16 protein-coding genes are annotated in these 16,576 nt (G+C 39.3%); 8 read left to right on the forward strand and 8 right to left on the reverse strand.

Going from position 1 to position 16,576, the window contains the following annotated elements; all coding sequences use genetic code 11:
- Window positions 1-44 precede the first annotated feature (44 nt).
- Window positions 45-1,469 (reverse strand): phospholipase D-like domain-containing protein, encoded by a 1,425-nt coding sequence (locus ACWATA_RS13975; protein ID WP_473049924.1) that lies wholly within the window; start codon window positions 1,467-1,469, stop codon window positions 45-47.
- Between the two features lie 172 nt (window positions 1,470-1,641).
- Here ACWATA_RS13975 and ACWATA_RS13980 point away from each other — a divergent pair, with 172 nt between their 5' ends.
- Window positions 1,642-1,908, forward strand: a complete 267-nt coding sequence (locus tag ACWATA_RS13980) for a hypothetical protein (RefSeq protein ID WP_028413557.1) — start codon at window positions 1,642-1,644, stop codon at window positions 1,906-1,908.
- A gap of 2 nt (window positions 1,909-1,910) precedes the next feature.
- Here ACWATA_RS13980 and ACWATA_RS13985 read toward each other — a convergent pair whose 3' ends face one another.
- The 3 genes from ACWATA_RS13985 to ACWATA_RS13995 form a co-directional block, all read right to left on the reverse strand.
- Window positions 1,911-2,510, reverse strand: coding sequence for a DUF3298 and DUF4163 domain-containing protein (locus ACWATA_RS13985; RefSeq protein ID WP_028413558.1), 600 nt, complete (start codon window positions 2,508-2,510; stop codon window positions 1,911-1,913).
- Between the two features lie 110 nt (window positions 2,511-2,620).
- Entirely contained in the window at window positions 2,621-3,475 is an 855-nt protein-coding gene (folD, locus tag ACWATA_RS13990; protein ID WP_028408722.1) for a bifunctional methylenetetrahydrofolate dehydrogenase/methenyltetrahydrofolate cyclohydrolase FolD, read from the reverse strand.
- A 248-nt stretch (window positions 3,476-3,723) separates the two neighbouring features.
- On the reverse strand, window positions 3,724-5,124 hold the full coding sequence (locus tag ACWATA_RS13995; protein WP_098112545.1) for a tannase/feruloyl esterase family alpha/beta hydrolase: 1,401 nt from the start codon (window positions 5,122-5,124) through the stop codon (window positions 3,724-3,726).
- 202 nt (window positions 5,125-5,326) lie between these two features.
- Between ACWATA_RS13995 and ACWATA_RS14000 the strand changes: the two genes are divergently transcribed.
- Entirely contained in the window at window positions 5,327-5,797 is a 471-nt protein-coding gene (locus tag ACWATA_RS14000) for a staygreen family protein (RefSeq protein WP_028413560.1), read from the forward strand.
- Between the two features lie 52 nt (window positions 5,798-5,849).
- Complete coding sequence (locus ACWATA_RS14005) at window positions 5,850-6,329, forward strand: hypothetical protein (protein ID WP_028413561.1); 480 nt, start codon at window positions 5,850-5,852, stop codon at window positions 6,327-6,329.
- A gap of 33 nt (window positions 6,330-6,362) precedes the next feature.
- Here the strand turns inward: ACWATA_RS14005 and gltD are convergent, their stop codons facing one another.
- Window positions 6,363-7,844: a glutamate synthase small subunit gene (gene gltD, locus ACWATA_RS14010; protein ID WP_013082931.1), complete on the reverse strand. Its 1,482-nt coding sequence runs from the start codon at window positions 7,842-7,844 to the stop codon at window positions 6,363-6,365.
- Window positions 7,845-7,860: 16 nt separating this feature from the next.
- Window positions 7,861-12,414, reverse strand: a complete 4,554-nt coding sequence (gltB, locus tag ACWATA_RS14015; protein WP_033578830.1) for a glutamate synthase large subunit — start codon at window positions 12,412-12,414, stop codon at window positions 7,861-7,863.
- Window positions 12,415-12,548: 134 nt separating this feature from the next.
- On the opposite strand from gltB, the gene gltC reads away from it, so the two are divergent.
- Window positions 12,549-13,451, forward strand: coding sequence for a glutamate biosynthesis transcriptional regulator GltC (gene gltC, locus ACWATA_RS14020; RefSeq protein ID WP_013056801.1), 903 nt, complete (start codon window positions 12,549-12,551; stop codon window positions 13,449-13,451).
- 160 nt (window positions 13,452-13,611) lie between these two features.
- Complete coding sequence (locus tag ACWATA_RS14025; RefSeq protein WP_033578829.1) at window positions 13,612-14,682, forward strand: DUF3900 domain-containing protein; 1,071 nt, start codon at window positions 13,612-13,614, stop codon at window positions 14,680-14,682.
- 72 nt (window positions 14,683-14,754) lie between these two features.
- Here the strand turns inward: ACWATA_RS14025 and ACWATA_RS14030 are convergent, their stop codons facing one another.
- Window positions 14,755-14,934 (reverse strand): small acid-soluble spore protein H, encoded by a 180-nt coding sequence (locus ACWATA_RS14030; RefSeq protein ID WP_028413564.1) that lies wholly within the window; start codon window positions 14,932-14,934, stop codon window positions 14,755-14,757.
- A gap of 78 nt (window positions 14,935-15,012) precedes the next feature.
- Entirely contained in the window at window positions 15,013-15,372 is a 360-nt protein-coding gene (locus tag ACWATA_RS14035; RefSeq protein ID WP_028413565.1) for a hypothetical protein, read from the reverse strand.
- Between the two features lie 221 nt (window positions 15,373-15,593).
- Between ACWATA_RS14035 and ACWATA_RS14040 the strand changes: the two genes are divergently transcribed.
- The 3 genes from ACWATA_RS14040 (at window position 15,594) to ACWATA_RS14050 (ending at window position 16,532) form a co-directional block, all read left to right on the forward strand.
- Window positions 15,594-15,902 (forward strand): flagellar hook-associated protein FlgK, encoded by a 309-nt coding sequence (locus ACWATA_RS14040; protein ID WP_013056797.1) that lies wholly within the window; start codon window positions 15,594-15,596, stop codon window positions 15,900-15,902.
- A 141-nt stretch (window positions 15,903-16,043) separates the two neighbouring features.
- Window positions 16,044-16,190 (forward strand): hypothetical protein, encoded by a 147-nt coding sequence (locus ACWATA_RS14045; protein ID WP_098626789.1) that lies wholly within the window; start codon window positions 16,044-16,046, stop codon window positions 16,188-16,190.
- A 129-nt stretch (window positions 16,191-16,319) separates the two neighbouring features.
- Complete coding sequence (locus ACWATA_RS14050; RefSeq protein WP_028413567.1) at window positions 16,320-16,532, forward strand: hypothetical protein; 213 nt, start codon at window positions 16,320-16,322, stop codon at window positions 16,530-16,532.
- Window positions 16,533-16,576 lie beyond the last annotated feature (44 nt).

Raw genomic sequence — 16,576 nt, forward strand, 5'->3', positions numbered from 1 at the left:
TCAATGAATGTTCATTGAGTGCTTTTTGTTCTACTGCCGGTTATTTAAATAAACTCCTTAAAAAACCTCGTTACTTTTGCAAGGGTATACAGTAAGGTACGCTTCATAACAGGCTCTTCTTTCTTTTGGATTTCAGGAGGTTTAACCCAGCGCTTGTGATTGGCAATAAGAATACTTTTATCCATTTTGTTTTCCATCGCCATCGTCAACTCTTTTGTAAATTTTTGACTATCGATAATGACCATTGATTCGTTATTCAAAAATGTAGAACGGGAATCTAAATTAAAAGAGCCTACGGCGCTAAGTCTTTGATCATAAATCACAGACTTTGCATGGATCGAATAAGGTCCTTGGTATTCGTAAAGCTTTACACCTGTCTTCATAATCGTATCACGCATACTAATATATCCGGAAAAAGCCAACACATTGGGCGTAGATGTAACTGAATTTGTGAGTAGCGTCCATTGAACGTCTGGCTTCTTTTTCATGGCTGTATACTTTCTCATCGCATTGGTGGGCACCACATAAGGACTTTGAATAAGAACAGAGCGGTTAGCTTCTTCTGCTAGGTTAATAAACGTTTTCCACATAAAAGGTCGTTTATTAAAGCGTTCAATTGGATTATGAATAAAAGAAACACGCTTTGTAGAAACGGTGGAAGCATTCCAATTAATCTTGGGGGTCGCAAACGTTTCTCCTACTTGCTTAGCTTTATCATATTGCTGCAGCAGCAAAGCTTTCATCCTCTTCCCCTGATCAACCTGGTACTGTGTGAGATGATGAAAAGCTTTTTTAGTGTAGGGATGAGCCCATAATTCATTTATATAATTTTGCATTTGAGTGATGACGCTATCTTGTTTATGTTTACTGTTTGTAATAAAGACATCACGATCATAGACGAAGTGTGGAGGAGGCTTTTTAGCCAAATATTTGTCCCCTATATTCCGTCCCCCTATTATGCCTAGCTGTCCGTCTACAACCATTATTTTGTCATGCATACGATTTTGCCACGCCCAAGGTTTAAACAATTGAAACGGTTCGTAATACTTCACTTCAATATTAGGATGTGAAGCTAATGCATAGAGCACGCCCCTTCGGTTTCCCCGTAAGCCGTTAGCTATCCCATCCAAAAGAACGCGAGTATGGACGCCTCGATCAGCTGCTTTAAAAAGAGCGGCCATAATTAAATCAGTTGACTCTCCTTTTCCTATTGAGTAATAAGCAATATCAATCGATTTCTCAGCTTGTTGAATCATTTGAATACGAACTCTTCCTGCCTCATAACCATCTTCAAGAAGTCTCACTCGGTCCGTAGACTCACTGTGACCAAAAAAGCTAGCCGGTTTAATTGAGGTCGTTTCCTCTCCTATTTTTAAAGGTACATAAAAGAGAACCACCGCCGTTATAACCACATACAGAATATATAAAGATAAAATAATAAGTAATCCTTTGAATGCTATTTTTATCATCGCAACTCCAGCTTTTTGTCTTTTTCTGTTATCGTTCACAAATAATGATCATTACATGCAAGAAACTGCTTCCTTGATTACTTTGCGCTTTGTTCTTTTGACACATTTATTTTTTCTGATTCACTATTTGTATAGTATGCTAGTACATATCATAGAAAAAAGGATGATGGTGATGGAGGAATATTCTTTTCGTTTTCATATTACAGATTCTTACCCTTTGCAAAATGAAAACGATAAAATAGAAGCTGTTGTACGCACCAAAATCAAGCATGCGGAGCGAGGATGCTTGTACGAGGGTTATCTTCGCGTTCATATCACTAAAATCGGAGTGTTTCCTGTAGCAAAAGATATTGCTGAAGCGATTGGCGTTCGTTCGCTTCGTCAGCAGTTAGCGGCCGAATTAAAAAGATACGTACGGCCGCACCGCAATTTTTTATAACTTTATCCAAACATTTGTCCAAGTGGACTTTCATCTGCAATAATATCTTGAATAGCATAGATAGAAATTGGAAAGTAAGGAATTCCATATGCGTAAGGAGCCAGGTCATACAGCTGATAAAATAGTACAAGTGATTTATCGGCGATATAAAAATCCTGATCTGGTTTAATTCCTTTATATTCTCCAAGAACCATAATATCGCGCTCTTTTATTTGCGCTCCTACTATTTTAGAAAGAACACTTACGTAATTACTGTCTTTTTTAAACAAATCTTTTAGTTGATACGTTTTTCCAGTCAGCACATTAAACGTTAACGGAACTACCACGGTCAATCCGTGCGCTCCCCCGGAATAAGCAAAATTGACAAGCGTTAAGCTGAGCACATTTCGCTCGTTTGTTTTCAACTCATAATAACCCGTTTCTTCTGTATCCGGATTTTCTTCATATCCCTGCTGACGAATTAATTCATTTGTACGCTGCAAGATCTTACTGTTAATGCTGTGCTGAACAGCTGGATTAGTCAAATGAACAGCTGGATAGTAAACGTTTAACTTTTTCTTCACTATTTGTTGAGAATATACCGTTGCAGGTAACGTAACCATCGCTTCCTCCTCTTTCTATACAGAATGTTACATTCTATTCTTTTAGCTTTCATTCCATTACTGAAGCAAAAAAATCCCGTGCATATACGCACGGGATTTTTAACTTTCTATTATTTTACGTTGTTAATTGTTTTAGCAGCGTCTACCGTATTTTTTAATAGCATTGTGATGGTCATCGGACCAACGCCTCCTGGTACTGGTGTGATATAACCTGCAACTTCTAAAGCCGCTTCGTAATCAACATCACCAACGAGTTTACCATTTTCCATTGTGTTACCTACATCAATTACAATGGCACCCGGCTTAATATCATCTGCTTTGATAAGTCTAGGTTGTCCTACAGCTGACACAAGAATATCAGCTTGTTTTGTTAAAGCAGATAAATCTTTTGTGCGAGAGTGAGCAATTGTTACCGTTGCACTTTCTTGAAGTAACAGCATGGATACTGGTTTACCAACAATATTGCTTCGTCCAATTACTACCGCATGTTTACCTGAAATTTCTTCACCTGAACGTTTAATTAACTCAACGATACCGTGTGGTGTACATGGTAAATAGCACTCATCGCCAATGACCATATTCCCTACGCTTACTGGGTGGAAGCCATCTACATCTTTTTTAGGAGATACAGCATTTAATACTGCTTTTTCATCAATATGTTTTGGTAATGGAAGTTGAATAAGAATACCATGAACAGATGGATTTCCATTCAAGTGATGGATTTCGTTTAAAAGCTCTTCTTCCGTAATCGTTACGTCACGTTTGATAATTTCAGACGCAACACCGATTTCTTCACAAGCCTTTGCTTTTGCTTTTACATATGATTGGGAAGCAGGATTTTCTCCTACTAAAATTACGGTTAAACCAGGAACGATACCTTTTGTTTTTAATTGAGCTACCTCTTCTTTTAATGCGGCGCGCAGTTCTTGCGCTACTTCTTTTCCTTTAATTACTTTCGCTGTCATGATGTTTTTTGCTCCTTTCAACTGTAGCCATTTAATAAATGTACGAATTATAGTTATTAATCTAACACAAAAGTTCGGTTTTGTTCAATGTTTTTATTATTTTTATTTTAAATAGATAAAAATAAATAACAAATAACGTATATTCCATTCTTATCGCACTATAATATTTTGTATTCATAGAAGCTGTTTTTATTCAAATGTTGCTTTTCTAAATTAAAAACCGCGCCTTCGGCACGGTTTTCGACGATTTATTTTTTTGTTGATATGCTTTTCTTTGTAGTCAACGGCAGCACGTCTTCCTCTGTTTTTAGATCCTTTACATGCATTTCCTTGAGAGGCACACTTATTTTCTTATTTTTCGGAGGTTCTTCAAAATTCTCCACCCAATCACATAGCAGTTCAAATCCTTGATACACATAAGGAAGGAGAGGCTGAAGCTTTCGATCTGGATCAATTTGATGATTCCATACTAAGCTATCAATATGGTTTCCATTTTCAATTACGTAGTGACGATGAAGGTGCTGCTTACCAGAATCTTTTACCAGTTGTTCATAAGGATAAGCATGAATATCCGGAAAAATAAGAGCATCTAACGACCCTGTAATGCTTATCAACGGAACGGAAATATCACCTGTATTTTCAATTTCACGAACTTTTTGCTTAACATCTTGTGGTCTTTCTTGATAATCATACTTTTTAAAAATAGAATCTAACGAACGATCTCTAACTCCGTTTTCAAAAAGCGTCAAGTATTTTTGCCACGGAATGCTTCCAGGTGCTTGACTGTCAAACTCATCTCTATATATATTAAGCGTTAAAAACCAATAATACTGGTCATGATATGGCCATAAAAACTCAGATCCTTTTGGCAACCCTGCTTGATACAACCGGTGCAAAGCTTCTTTTTGCGATTCACCTACCGTATACAGTGCTTCTTCGGCATGATTTACAACAGGTGTTAGGGAAGTGATCAAGTTATCGTGATCAGCTCGCCACATAACCCCTTCCCATTCAACCCCTCCATTAAAAAGCTGAGGCTCTCCATTTTTCCCATCGTTTTCTAAAGCATAGCGAACAACATAACCCCCATTAGAAATACCTAAAGCATACGTTTTTATATCAAAATATTCTGTCACTTCTTTCTGGAGTTTGTGACGATAATTTTCAAACAAAAATCTCTGAGCAATTTTTGTCACTTCTCGGTATTGAATATGCCATTTTCTAATGGAGTCTTCTTCTTTGACTAGAGCGTTTTTTGCTTTAGCAAATGGATCATCTCTCACTTCTTCTCCCTGTGTCCCTTTATCAGAAGCAGCAAACGCAAACCCTTTTGCCAACACATAGTCGCTGAACAGTAAATCCGTTGATTTCTCATCTCTGGTAGCTGGAACTCCCGACATAACTAACTTTCCATTCCAGTCATCAGGAATTCGAATGAGAAATTTACCACCATCAACTTCACTTTCTACTTGAACGCCCGTTATTTCTTCAGGCTGATACATGTAATACCATCCATTTTTTTCTTCTTTTGTTCCCCAATAGATAGGAGCCAGCCCAATGTTCCCATAGGCAGTCGCTGCTTGAAATTGAAGAGGGTTTTTAGTCGTTAACCAGTTTCCATACTTACCGTCAAACGTTGTGATATTCAAGTGATAACCTCCATTCACATTTGCTTTTGAAGACAATCTTCGGGGACTGTACACGCATAATTTTAGTTAAATATTACCATTCATTTCTCAAAAAGTACATCAAAACGCCTTTGTTGCAGAAAGAAAGTAGACATTTATCACATCTGAGCCCATAGCGCCGTATAATATTGAAATTTATTCAAAAAAAGGAGTGTAAATGACTATGAGTTCGTTTAATTCTTCAAAACTCTCTACGACTCTCATTCCCCCTGCTACTTCCTCCTATCCGGTTTCTGGAAGAAAATATACTCTTACTCATTCTGATACAACCGGTCAGCTTTTTTTAAGCATCGGATGCTCATATAACAACAAGGCGATAGATAAAAATATGCGTGATGAAGTACTAGCTGCTCTTCACGTAACAGATCGACAAGCAGTTATTCAAGGCGAAGTTTTTGTTAGCGGAGGTGAGTTCAGCCGCGAGCAAGCACAGCTTCGTTATCACATTTTCCGCCGGGAGCTTCCGCTTGCTTTAGAAGCAATATTTTACGGAGACCAAGCGTTTTTTCAACATTATCCAGACTTGCTAAATACACCGATTTACATTTACTTTGTATCGACTTATCAAGAATTTAGAGGGTGGTCCTATTATCAAACCCCTAAATTTTATTTAAAACAAACATGCAGCAGCTAGCACGCTAGTGCATAAACTAATGGAAAATGAACGAGGAAGGTGTGAATGTCTCATGTACAGTCAATGGGTTTACCCCTATATGCCGCGCTACTACCATCCAGTGGTTCCTACTACGAATGAAAATTATTTAGAACCTTATAGATACAATGAAGACTTATTTTCTTATATCCTGCATGAAGAAGAAGAAGTTAGATCTACACGCGATGTAGACAGAGTGATGAAAATTTTAAAACGCCAGTATCAGTCCATCTACAGAGATGCTCAACGAGGTGGGATGGATAGCAAACTAACAGAATACTTATTTCGTTCCATTGTAAGATTTGTTGATGATAACTATAACAATTACAGCGGATCTATTAACGAACGCGTCGAAAAAGCCGCGCGACAGCTGAAAAAACGTGATCCCTGGACATTTGAACTTTTTAACTTATACAGCGTTTCCCCTGTTTCACAAGTTCGAATTACTAACACGATTTTAACCGTTTCATTTGAAAATTTACGTAGAGGAAATGAAGTGCCAAATCCTAGATAAACAAAAAACCGCCACAATTGTGACGGTTTTTTGTTATGGTAATACAGTTGCTCCCATTAGATGGCTATCAACTTGTTTAGCTACTTCACGACCTTCATGAATAGCCCATACGATTAAACTTTGCCCACGACGAGCATCACCAGCAGCAAAAACACCTTCAACATTTGTTTTGTAATTTCCATACGCTGCATCTACGCGACGATTTTTCGTTTCAACACCAAACGCTGATAGAACCGGATGCTCTGGACCTTCAAACCCAATCGCAATAAAGACAAGCTGAGCTGGCCATACTTTTTCTGTTCCTGGAATTTCGGTAAAGATGTACTGTCCATTTTCACCTTTTACTTTTTCCATTTGAACCGTATGAAGTTCTTTTAGATTACCTTGCTCATCTGCCACGATTTTTTTCGTTTGAATTGAATATTCACGTGGATCGTCCCCAAATTTCGCCTGTGCTTCTTCATAAGCATATTCAAGATTAAATACATGTGGATATTCAGGCCACATATTATCTGCCGTACGCTCAGCAGGAAGCTGAGGATGTTTACCAAACTGAACAACGCTGCGGCATTTTTGACGAAGAGCAGTAGCTACACAGTCAGCTCCCGTGTCTCCGCCTCCAATAACAATAACGTCTTTTCCTTCAGCATCAATAAATTGACCATCTTTGAAGTTAGAATCTAAAAGGCTTTTTGTTGAAGTTGTTAAGTAGTCCATTGCAAAGTGAACTCCTTTTGCTTCACGGCCTTCTAATACTAGATCTCTTTGCTTCTGAGCTCCTGTACACAAAATGACAGCATCATATTGTTCTTTTAACTCTTCAGCAGTAATGTCTTTTCCAACTTCCGTATTCGTTACAAAATCAATACCTTCTTGTGTCAATAAGCGAACACGTCTTTCCACTACTTCTTTATCTAGCTTCATATTCGGAATTCCATATGTTAATAAACCACCGGCACGATCTGCTCTTTCATATACCGTTACTGAATGACCCGCTTGATTCAGCTGATCTGCGCTCGCTAAGCCTGCTGGCCCAGAGCCAATAACAGCAATTTTTTTGCCTGTTCTTTTCTCCGGAATACGCGGAGTAATCCACCCATTCTCAAAGCCTTTATCAATAATAGCGCGTTCGATATTCTTGATCGAAACCGCTGGATCTGAAATAGCAAGCGTACAGGAACCTTCACACGGAGCAGGACAAACGCGCCCTGTAAACTCCGGGAAGTTGTTCGTTTTCATTAAACGCTCTAAAGCTTCTTTCCAGCGTCCTTTATAAACTAAATCATTCCACTCTGGAATTAAGTTATAGATTGGACATCCAGAAGTAAAAGCATTAATATCCATTCCCATGTGGCAAAAAGGTGTGCCACAATCCATACATCGTGCTCCTTGACGGCTTAGCGCTTCATCAGATAAAGGAGCAGCATACTCTTTCCAATCACCTAAACGTTTTAACGGGTCACGTTCCTTCCCTTTTTCACGTTTGATTTCCATAAATCCTGTTGGTTTTCCCATCGTACTCTCCCCTTTCTTACTGAGCTACCGCTTCTTGTTGTTTTGCCGATGCTTTCTTTTCTTGTTTTGCATTTTCCTCAAACGCACTCATAGCTGCTTCTTCTTCCGTTAACCCAGCTGCTTTTTGCTCTTCAATGCGATTCATCATGCGTTTATAATCATTCGGAATCACTTTTACAAATTTCGAAAGCGATTCTTCCCAATTTTCTAATACAAATGCTGCTTTATGACTGTCAGTATATTTTAGGTGATTTGCAATCATCTCTTTTACTTCTTCTGCTTCTTCTCCTTTTAAGCTCTCAAACCCAATCATGTCTTTATTACAAAGGTTTTTGAATGCTTCTTGATCATCAGCAAATACGTAAGCAATACCGCCAGACATTCCCGCACCGAAGTTTTTACCTACATCACCTAATACGACAACGCGTCCGCCAGTCATATATTCACAGCCATGATCGCCAATTCCTTCAACCACTACGTTCACACCGCTGTTACGAACCGCAAAACGTTCTCCTGCTAGCCCGCTAACATAAGCTTCACCGCTTGTTGCACCGTAAAATGCCACGTTCCCGACGATAACATTTTCACCTGACACAGCTGTTGTTTCCTTAGGTGGAGCAACGATGATTTTACCTCCTGATAACCCTTTTCCGATATAATCATTTGCATCTCCAGTTAGATACATAGACATTCCTTTTGGAACAAATGCACCAAAACTTTGTCCTGCAGAGCCAGTGAATCGAAGAGTAATCGTATCTTCTGGCAGACCTTTCTCACCGTAACGTTTTGTAACTTCACTTCCTACAATTGTTCCAGCTACACGGTTAATATTAGAAATTGGCAGTTCTAACTCGACTTGATACTTATGCTCGATTGCTTGCTGTACCGCTGGCAAGATTTTTTGCATATCAAGAGATTCGTCAATTTTATGGTTTTGAGGTGTTTTAAAAGTACGTACACCTTCAGCTTGATATAAAAGAGTTGTTAAGTCTAAGTGCTGCGCCTTCCAGTGATTTTTTGCACGTTCGCTAACGCTTAATACGTCTGTACGTCCAACCATTTCATCTACTGTTTTAAATCCAAGTTCAGCCATAATTTCGCGTACTTCTTGTGCAACAAATTTCATATAGTTAACGATGTGATCCGCTTCTCCTAGGAACTTTTTACGAAGCTCTGGGTTTTGCGTCGCCACTCCAACTGGACATGTATCTAAGTGACACGCACGCATCATGATACAGCCTAAAACAATTAAAGGCGCCGTAGCAAAACCAAACTCTTCTGCTCCTAAAAGTGCTGCCATGACTACATCTTTACCCGTCATTAATTTCCCGTCTGTTTCAAGCACTACCTTTTCGCGAAGACCGTTTAACATAAGCGTTTGATGAGCTTCCGCTAAGCCCAGTTCCCACGGTAGTCCCGTATGTTTAATACTTGTTTTTGGAGATGCTCCCGTACCTCCGTCGTAGCCGCTAATAACGATAACGTCCGCTACTCCTTTTGCTACTCCGGCAGCAATCGTTCCTACTCCTGCTTTTGAAACCAGTTTGACGCTGATTCGTGCATCACGGTTTATATTTTTTAAGTCATGAATAAGCTGTGCTAAATCTTCAATCGAGTAAATATCGTGATGTGGAGGAGGTGAAATTAAGCCTACTCCTGGCGTTGATCCACGCACATCTGCTACCCATGGATATACTTTGTTTCCTGGAAGCTGACCGCCTTCTCCGGGTTTTGCACCTTGTGCCATTTTAATTTGAAGCTCATCCGCATTCACAAGGTAATGACTTTTCACTCCAAAACGGCCAGAAGCAATCTGTTTAATCGCACTGCGGCGATTATCTCCATTTTCATCCACAGTGTAGCGGCTAGGGTGCTCGCCACCTTCTCCACTGTTACTGCGTGCGCCTAAACGGTTCATCGCAATCGCTAATGTTTCATGAGCTTCTTGACTTAAAGATCCAAACGACATAGCACCTGATTTAAAACGTTTTACAATCGAATCAACTGATTCCACTTCATCAATGGAGATAGATGAACGCGTTCCATTAAACGAGAATAGGTTGCGCAAGAAACCGATGCGTTCTTCATTAGCCGATTCAGAGAATTTTTTAAATAAGCTGTAATCTCCCTTACGGCAAGCCCACTGCAGCGTGTGAATTGTTTTTGGATTAAACGCATGATGCTCGCCCGTGTGTCTCCACTGGAAGTCACTTCCTGACTCTAACGTTTGCTCAATTGTTTCAACATAAGCATTGTCGTGACGCGTTTTCGCTTCTTTTGCAATAACATCTAAACCGATACCGCCAAGTTGCGAGGCAGTACCTGTAAAATATTGCTCGATAACCTCTGCACTGATTCCAACTGCTTCAAAAATTTGTGCGCCCCGATAACTTTGCACCGTTGAAATGCCCATTTTAGACATTACTTTTACAACACCTTCAGTAACGGCTTTTACATATTTCTCAACAGCATAGTCATACGATACGTTCAACGTACCTGCGTTAATTTCATTTTGATATGTTGCAAAAGTAAGATATGGATTAATTGCGTCTGCTCCGTAACCAATCAGTGCTGCAAAATGGTGCACTTCGCGCGCTTCTCCTGTTTCCACTACAATGCTCGCCTTTGTACGGTTTCCTTTTCGCACTAGGTGCTGGTGCAGCCCGCTGACCGCTAATAAAGCTGGAATGGCTACAGAGTGAGCTCCCGCTTCACGGTCTGTCAGAACAAGAATGCTAGCGCCTGCGTTAATTGCCGCTTCAGCTTCAGCAAATACGCGATCAAGATCTGCTTTTAAATCATTTGTGAACACCGCAGAAATAACAGCACTTTTGAAATCTGGATGAATGGCAGACTTCAGCTGATGAGTTTGATCGTTTGTTAAAACCGGCGTCTCAAGCTGAATTCGATGAATGTTTTCTTTGGTTGGATGCAGTAAATTCCCTTCTGCACCAAGCAACGTCATTGTTGATGTAACCAACTGTTCACGAATAGCGTCAATCGGTGGGTTCGTTACTTGAGCAAACAGCTGCTTAAAGTAATTGAACAGCGATTGAGGACGATCAGACAACACGGCTAATGGAGTATCATTACCCATTGAACCAAGCGGATCTTTTCCTTCTGTAATAACTGGAACTAAATATTTATGAATATCTTCATACGTGTAGCCAAATGACTTCTGGCGAATGACCAAATCATCGAAGTATTCAGATTTTTCTTCCTGCACTTCTGGCAACGTTACCAGCTGTTCATCTAACCATTCTTGATAAGGCTCAGCCTGTGCCATTTCAGATTTAATTTCTTCATCTGAAATAATTCGGCCTTCTTCTAAATCGATTAGAAGCATTTTACCTGGGCTTAAACGATCTTTATATAACACATTTTCATCTTCAACATCAATGACGCCTACTTCTGATGAAAGTATGATGTAATCATCTTTTGTAACATAATAGCGAGCTGGACGTAAACCGTTACGGTCTAAAATAGCACCGATTTGCTTTCCATCCGTAAACGAAATAGCAGTCGGACCATCCCATGGCTCCATTAATGCGCTATGATACTCATAGAAAGCACGTTTTTCTTTTGACATGTGCGGATTCTCAGACCAAGGCTCTGGAATAAGCATCATCGCTGCATGGGCTGGCTTGCGGCCGGCCAATACAAAAAACTCTAGCGCATTATCTAACATGGATGAGTCGCTTCCTTCAGCATCTAAAATTGGAAGAACCTTCGGCAAATCCTTACCAAATGCGTCCGAAACAAACTGCTGTTCACGCGCTCTCATCCAGTTTTGATTACCGCGAAGCGTATTGATTTCACCGTTGTGAATTAAATAACGGTTTGGATGTGCTCTTTCCCAGCTTGGGAACGTGTTTGTGCTAAAGCGAGAATGCACTAAAGCAAACGCTGAAGTAAAGTCTTCATCTTGTAGGTCAAGATAAAAAGCATCAACTTGTTCAGGTGTTAACAACCCTTTGTACACAATTGTTCTGCTTGAAAGACTTGTAAAATAAAAACGGTTTTGACGTGCCTGCGCCCAATTTTCCGCTTGCTTACGAATAACATATAGCTTGCGTTCAAACGCTAAGTCATCTTGAATACTGTCATTTGCCCCAATAAATACTTGTCGTACGTATGGACAGCTTTCTTTTGCAACTTTTCCGATTTTTCCGACATTTACAGGCACAGTTCTCCAACCTAATAACGTTTGTCCCTCTTCTTCAATTAATTTATTAATATAAGCTTCAATTTCTCGACGCTCGTCTTCATTATTTGAGAAAAAGATCATTCCAACTCCATAACGACCGTTTTCTGGCAAGTTCAGTTCAACGCATGTCTTTTTAAAGAACGCGTGTGGAATTTGTACCATTAATCCAGCTCCATCTCCTGTTAGCGGATCACTTCCCTGTCCGCCTCGATGGTCAAGCTGGCAAAGCATGTTTAGTCCTTTTTTAACGATATCATGTGACGCTACGCCTTTCAATTGAGCGTATAGTCCGATTCCACATGCATCGTGCTCAAATTCAGGACGGTAGAGACCTTGAGCTTTTGGCATTTGATTGTATGTCATCTTCTTCTCCCCCGTTCGTTTTCTTTATCTTTTTAAGATCACCTGTTTACATTGTAAGTTTTCAAATCAATATAAACAATATATAATTTAGATAAAACTAATCTAATTTTGATATATATAGATGGAGGATGCTTATGGAACTGCGTCAATTACGCTATTTTATGGAAGTTGCAAAAAGAGAACACGTATCTGAGGCGGCAGAATATCTGCATGTAGCTCAATCAGCAATCAGCCGTCAAATCGCGAACCTGGAATCTGAGCTAGGTGTTAGTTTATTCAAACGTGAAGGAAGAAATGTCAAGTTAACAGCAATAGGAAAAGTCTTTCTTGAGCATACGGAGACGGCTATGAAAGCTATTGACTATGCGAAAGAACAAATTGATGAATACTTGGATCCCGAAAGAGGAACGATTAAAATCGGATTTCCAACAAGCCTTGCTAGTCATCTTCTTCCTACTATTATATCAGCCTTTAAAGAAGAACACCCAAATGTTGCTTTTCATCTTAGACAAGGTTCGTACAAATTTTTAATTGAATCGGTTAAAAAAAGAGATATCAATATCGCTTTTTTAGGCCCTGTACCTGTAGAAGATCAGAGTATTGAAGGGCATATTCTATTCACTGAAAATCTTTTAGCCCTTGTTCCCTCTCATCACCCGCTCGCTGAACGGGATAACATTCGGCTGCGGGATTTAAGAAATGAAGATTTTGTGCTATTTCCAAAAGGATTCATTTTACATAAAATGGCCTTTGACGCTTGCAAACAAGCAGGATTCATGCCCAATATTTCATCTGAAGGAGAAGATTTAGATGCGATTAAAGGTCTTGTATCCGCAGGAATTGGCGTAACGCTTCTTCCTGAAAGTACAGTGTCTGAAACGACTCCTCGTTTTACGACTAAACTTCCTATTCATACGCCGCAGCTTCAGCGGACAGTCGGAATGATTATTCCTAGAAATCGTGATTTAGCACCTTCTGATAAAATTTTTTATAAGTTTGTCAAAACCTTTTTTGAACGTTTGGAGCAATATAAATAAGAGAGGCCCCCTGCCTCTCCTATTCTTTGCTTTATACACTATTCCTCAGCTGATCAATTGTATAAATAGATCTTTTTCCCCTAAAGCTAACAGGCATTGACGCTTACCGGACTCTTTCTTATACTGAAGTAACTGACTAAAAAGAAACAAGGTGACTGCTATGGATTTTAAAATTAATTTTTTATCATTTTACGTAATACAAGTAGAAGGAAAAGAAGAACAGGCCTCTAAACAATATAAGCATTTTCAAACGCTTGATACGGAAGAATATGAAGAAAGTTCCATTAAAGATTTTTTAGACGGTGAATTTAAAAAAATTGTAAAGCGCAAAGTAGAGCGACACCCCAAAGCAGAACAAGTGCCTACAAAGCTCGGGTATTTTATAGTTGAACCGGGACACGCTCTCGACTCAAACCCTAATTATAATTTATTTCACCGCACTCGTTTTGCCACAACCAAAGAAGAATTTGAAGAAAACAGCGAACAGTTTATCAATGCATACCTTGATACTGCAGCCGTTCGAGGAGGAGCATTTTTAGTGGTATCTGCTGTTCCAAGAAAATATTTTGATCATGCTTTTGTGTTTATTTTAAAATGTGACTTCGAACCAAAAGTGGCTTCAATTTCAGATGAATCAACCCTTATTCGTCACGTAGAAATGGCGATTACTACTAAAAACATGAAATCCATTCAATACCCATACATGCCTGAAGAAGGCATGGTCGAAGAAAGCGAACTCGTTATCCACCAAGCGTCTCATGCTCGTTATTTTGAAGACTTTTTGAAATTCATTGATTACAACGAGCCGATGCCTGAGATTATGAAAACACAAGTGATGGATATGGTGCGTGAACACGTCAGTGAAACGTTTGAAGCAGAAAGCGTAGAGCTTGAACAGTTTGAATCGGACATGGAACTGTGGGCAACAAGTGAAAAACGTGAGCTTCAAGAACGTTTGGATACCCATCAAGTCATGGAAGCTGCTGCTCATATCGTCGAGCATACCCCTGATGCAGAGCTTAAAATGAAGCTTGGCGAAACAGAGATTAAAGGACTGTTAGCTGATTTTGGGGAAAATATTCACTTAGCGAAAGTAAACGGACGCTACGTGGCGTTAATTGAAGCGGAATCGATTCTGTTTGAAAAAGGCGCGTCTCCGATTGAGTTTCATAAGCCAGGTGATTTGCACGGGATTATTGAGAAAATCAACAGTAAGAAATGGGAAGAATAAATAAAAGGAAGAGAGCTGTGTATCTGCTCTCTTCCTTTTATTTAACTGAACTAGTAGCTCTATTTATCCACCTTAATTCTCTACTAATTGACTCACCGCAACATTTTGTTCATTTTCCGGCTGACCTAGCGGATAAATTCTTGCCGTATCATTTTCTTCGCTTACATGTTGAATATAAACGGCCGTATCGTTATACGTAACGTTAGCCATAACGGGTGAATCAGCAATTTGTTTTGCTCTCTGCTTGTCCACGTTTCTTCCCCCCCTCTATGCTGATATACATATAAGGTTTACTTAAAGAATGGATGATATTCGCCGTTTAGAATCGTTCTAGCGCTTTTTAGCGGTGCGGTAGCCAAGGTAAAAGATGAAAGAAGTATAGATAATAAATGCAGCTCCAGCTAGCAAGATCATTTTGTGATGATGCCAAAGGTCTACGTATGTTTTGATGAAGACCCCTTTTGTAAGTAAAATATATTGATACACAATAAAACCAACCGCCAAAGCAAGAAACAGCACGCGAAACAAACGAATGAAATCAATGTTAGATAAAATGGAAGCAGCTTTTACCCAGGGCGATGTAGGAGGCGGAGCTTTTTTGGTGCTGCGGCTCTTCGGCTTTTGTTTCTTTGCAGGCGGAGCTTTTGATTCTTCTATTTTAGGTGCTGGTTTTTGTTTCCCTTGAGCCATCGGTCACTTTCCCTCTTTCTTAAATAAAGTGTCTAAAAAAGAAGCTTTTCTATTTTGCATATTCAAGAAAGGGTTTGCTATCTCCTTTTTCCTCTTAAAAATATTTTCCTTTTTTAAAATACAGAATGTCTTTAGGTATGTGCCTATAGCATCTTTCTTATCTTCGCATACGTTATATCGTGTTTGATTTGAAGTTACTATTTAAAAGGAGCGGTGCCCTAATGAACCCTTATTATTTCAACCCTGGATATATTCCTCAGCAAGTTGATTACTCAGTTCAACAATACTATCCCCCTTACGTACCACAGCATGAAGAATACGATGAAAGACAGCAGCTTCAAAATCTTGGAGGATTTGAACGAAGAATTCGTGCTCTTGAGAGACAAAATGAGGAGCAAGTCAGAGAAATTACTCGCTTAAATCGAGTTGTGGAGCGACATACTGACCGTATAAACAGATTAAATCAGCGCTTACGCAATGTAGAAAGAAGACTTAACATTCCATTTACAGCAAGCCAGGACGGATTTTAAACTTACCTTAAGCATTCCCGTTTCTTTTGAGCGAGAATGCTTTTTTACATATCTTCCGTCGTTTTTGATAGCACGAAGGATATTTGATTAAACTTTACATAAAATAAAATTCGACTATAAAAAAGAAAAGGAGAAAATCACATGAAATCCCCTGTTGTTATTTGTCCTAACTGTCATTCTCAAAAAGAGCTCGCTACCGTTTTAACTGCTCAGTCCAATCAAAACGTTATCTATATATGCTCAGCTTGCGGCTATAAGCTGACAAACATTAAAACAAGCAAAGGATAACCAGTATCTCTCCCCTCACTTAGTACCTATACTTAATACGTTCTTCTGTCCACATACAAAAATTAACGTTTACGTAAATGTTATTAATTTTGTATACTGATAGTATTATGGGAAAGGGAGTTGAAGAAGTTGAAGTTTAAAATGAAGGAACGCGGGCAGCTGCATTTGAGTCCGGAAGGAAAACAATTGATTTTAGACTTATACGAATCAAATATGATGGAATCTGTAAATGAAGCTTTGGATGCTGAAACAAGAAGCTTTCACAGCGGAAAAGCCGACGGGATACAGGCTATTCTACTTCTTTTAGGGGTACAGCTAGAAGAAAACTCTTCACAATCATAAATAAATTCCCTATAAAACACATAAAAGCAGACGCACTCTTCTGG

It is taken from the genome of Priestia sp. USM5 (assembly GCF_058323215.1).

Excerpts from the sequence above, each read along its gene's own strand:
- ACWATA_RS13975 (WP_473049924.1), bottom strand. The coding sequence starts at position 1,469 with ATGATAAAAATAGCATTCAAAGGATTACTTATTATTTTATCTTTATAT.
- ACWATA_RS13980 (WP_028413557.1), top strand. The coding sequence starts at position 1,642 with ATGGAGGAATATTCTTTTCGTTTTCATATTACAGATTCTTACCCTTTG.
- ACWATA_RS13985 (WP_028413558.1), bottom strand. The coding sequence starts at position 2,510 with ATGGTTACGTTACCTGCAACGGTATATTCTCAACAAATAGTGAAGAAA.
- folD (WP_028408722.1), bottom strand. The coding sequence starts at position 3,475 with ATGACAGCGAAAGTAATTAAAGGAAAAGAAGTAGCGCAAGAACTGCGC.
- ACWATA_RS14000 (WP_028413560.1), top strand. The coding sequence starts at position 5,327 with ATGAGTTCGTTTAATTCTTCAAAACTCTCTACGACTCTCATTCCCCCT.
- ACWATA_RS14005 (WP_028413561.1), top strand. The coding sequence starts at position 5,850 with ATGTACAGTCAATGGGTTTACCCCTATATGCCGCGCTACTACCATCCA.
- gltD (WP_013082931.1), bottom strand. The coding sequence starts at position 7,844 with ATGGGAAAACCAACAGGATTTATGGAAATCAAACGTGAAAAAGGGAAG.
- gltB (WP_033578830.1), bottom strand. The coding sequence starts at position 12,414 with ATGACATACAATCAAATGCCAAAAGCTCAAGGTCTCTACCGTCCTGAA.
- gltC (WP_013056801.1), top strand. The coding sequence starts at position 12,549 with ATGGAACTGCGTCAATTACGCTATTTTATGGAAGTTGCAAAAAGAGAA.
- ACWATA_RS14025 (WP_033578829.1), top strand. The coding sequence starts at position 13,612 with ATGGATTTTAAAATTAATTTTTTATCATTTTACGTAATACAAGTAGAA.
- ACWATA_RS14035 (WP_028413565.1), bottom strand. The coding sequence starts at position 15,372 with ATGGCTCAAGGGAAACAAAAACCAGCACCTAAAATAGAAGAATCAAAA.
- ACWATA_RS14040 (WP_013056797.1), top strand. The coding sequence starts at position 15,594 with ATGAACCCTTATTATTTCAACCCTGGATATATTCCTCAGCAAGTTGAT.
- ACWATA_RS14045 (WP_098626789.1), top strand. The coding sequence starts at position 16,044 with ATGAAATCCCCTGTTGTTATTTGTCCTAACTGTCATTCTCAAAAAGAG.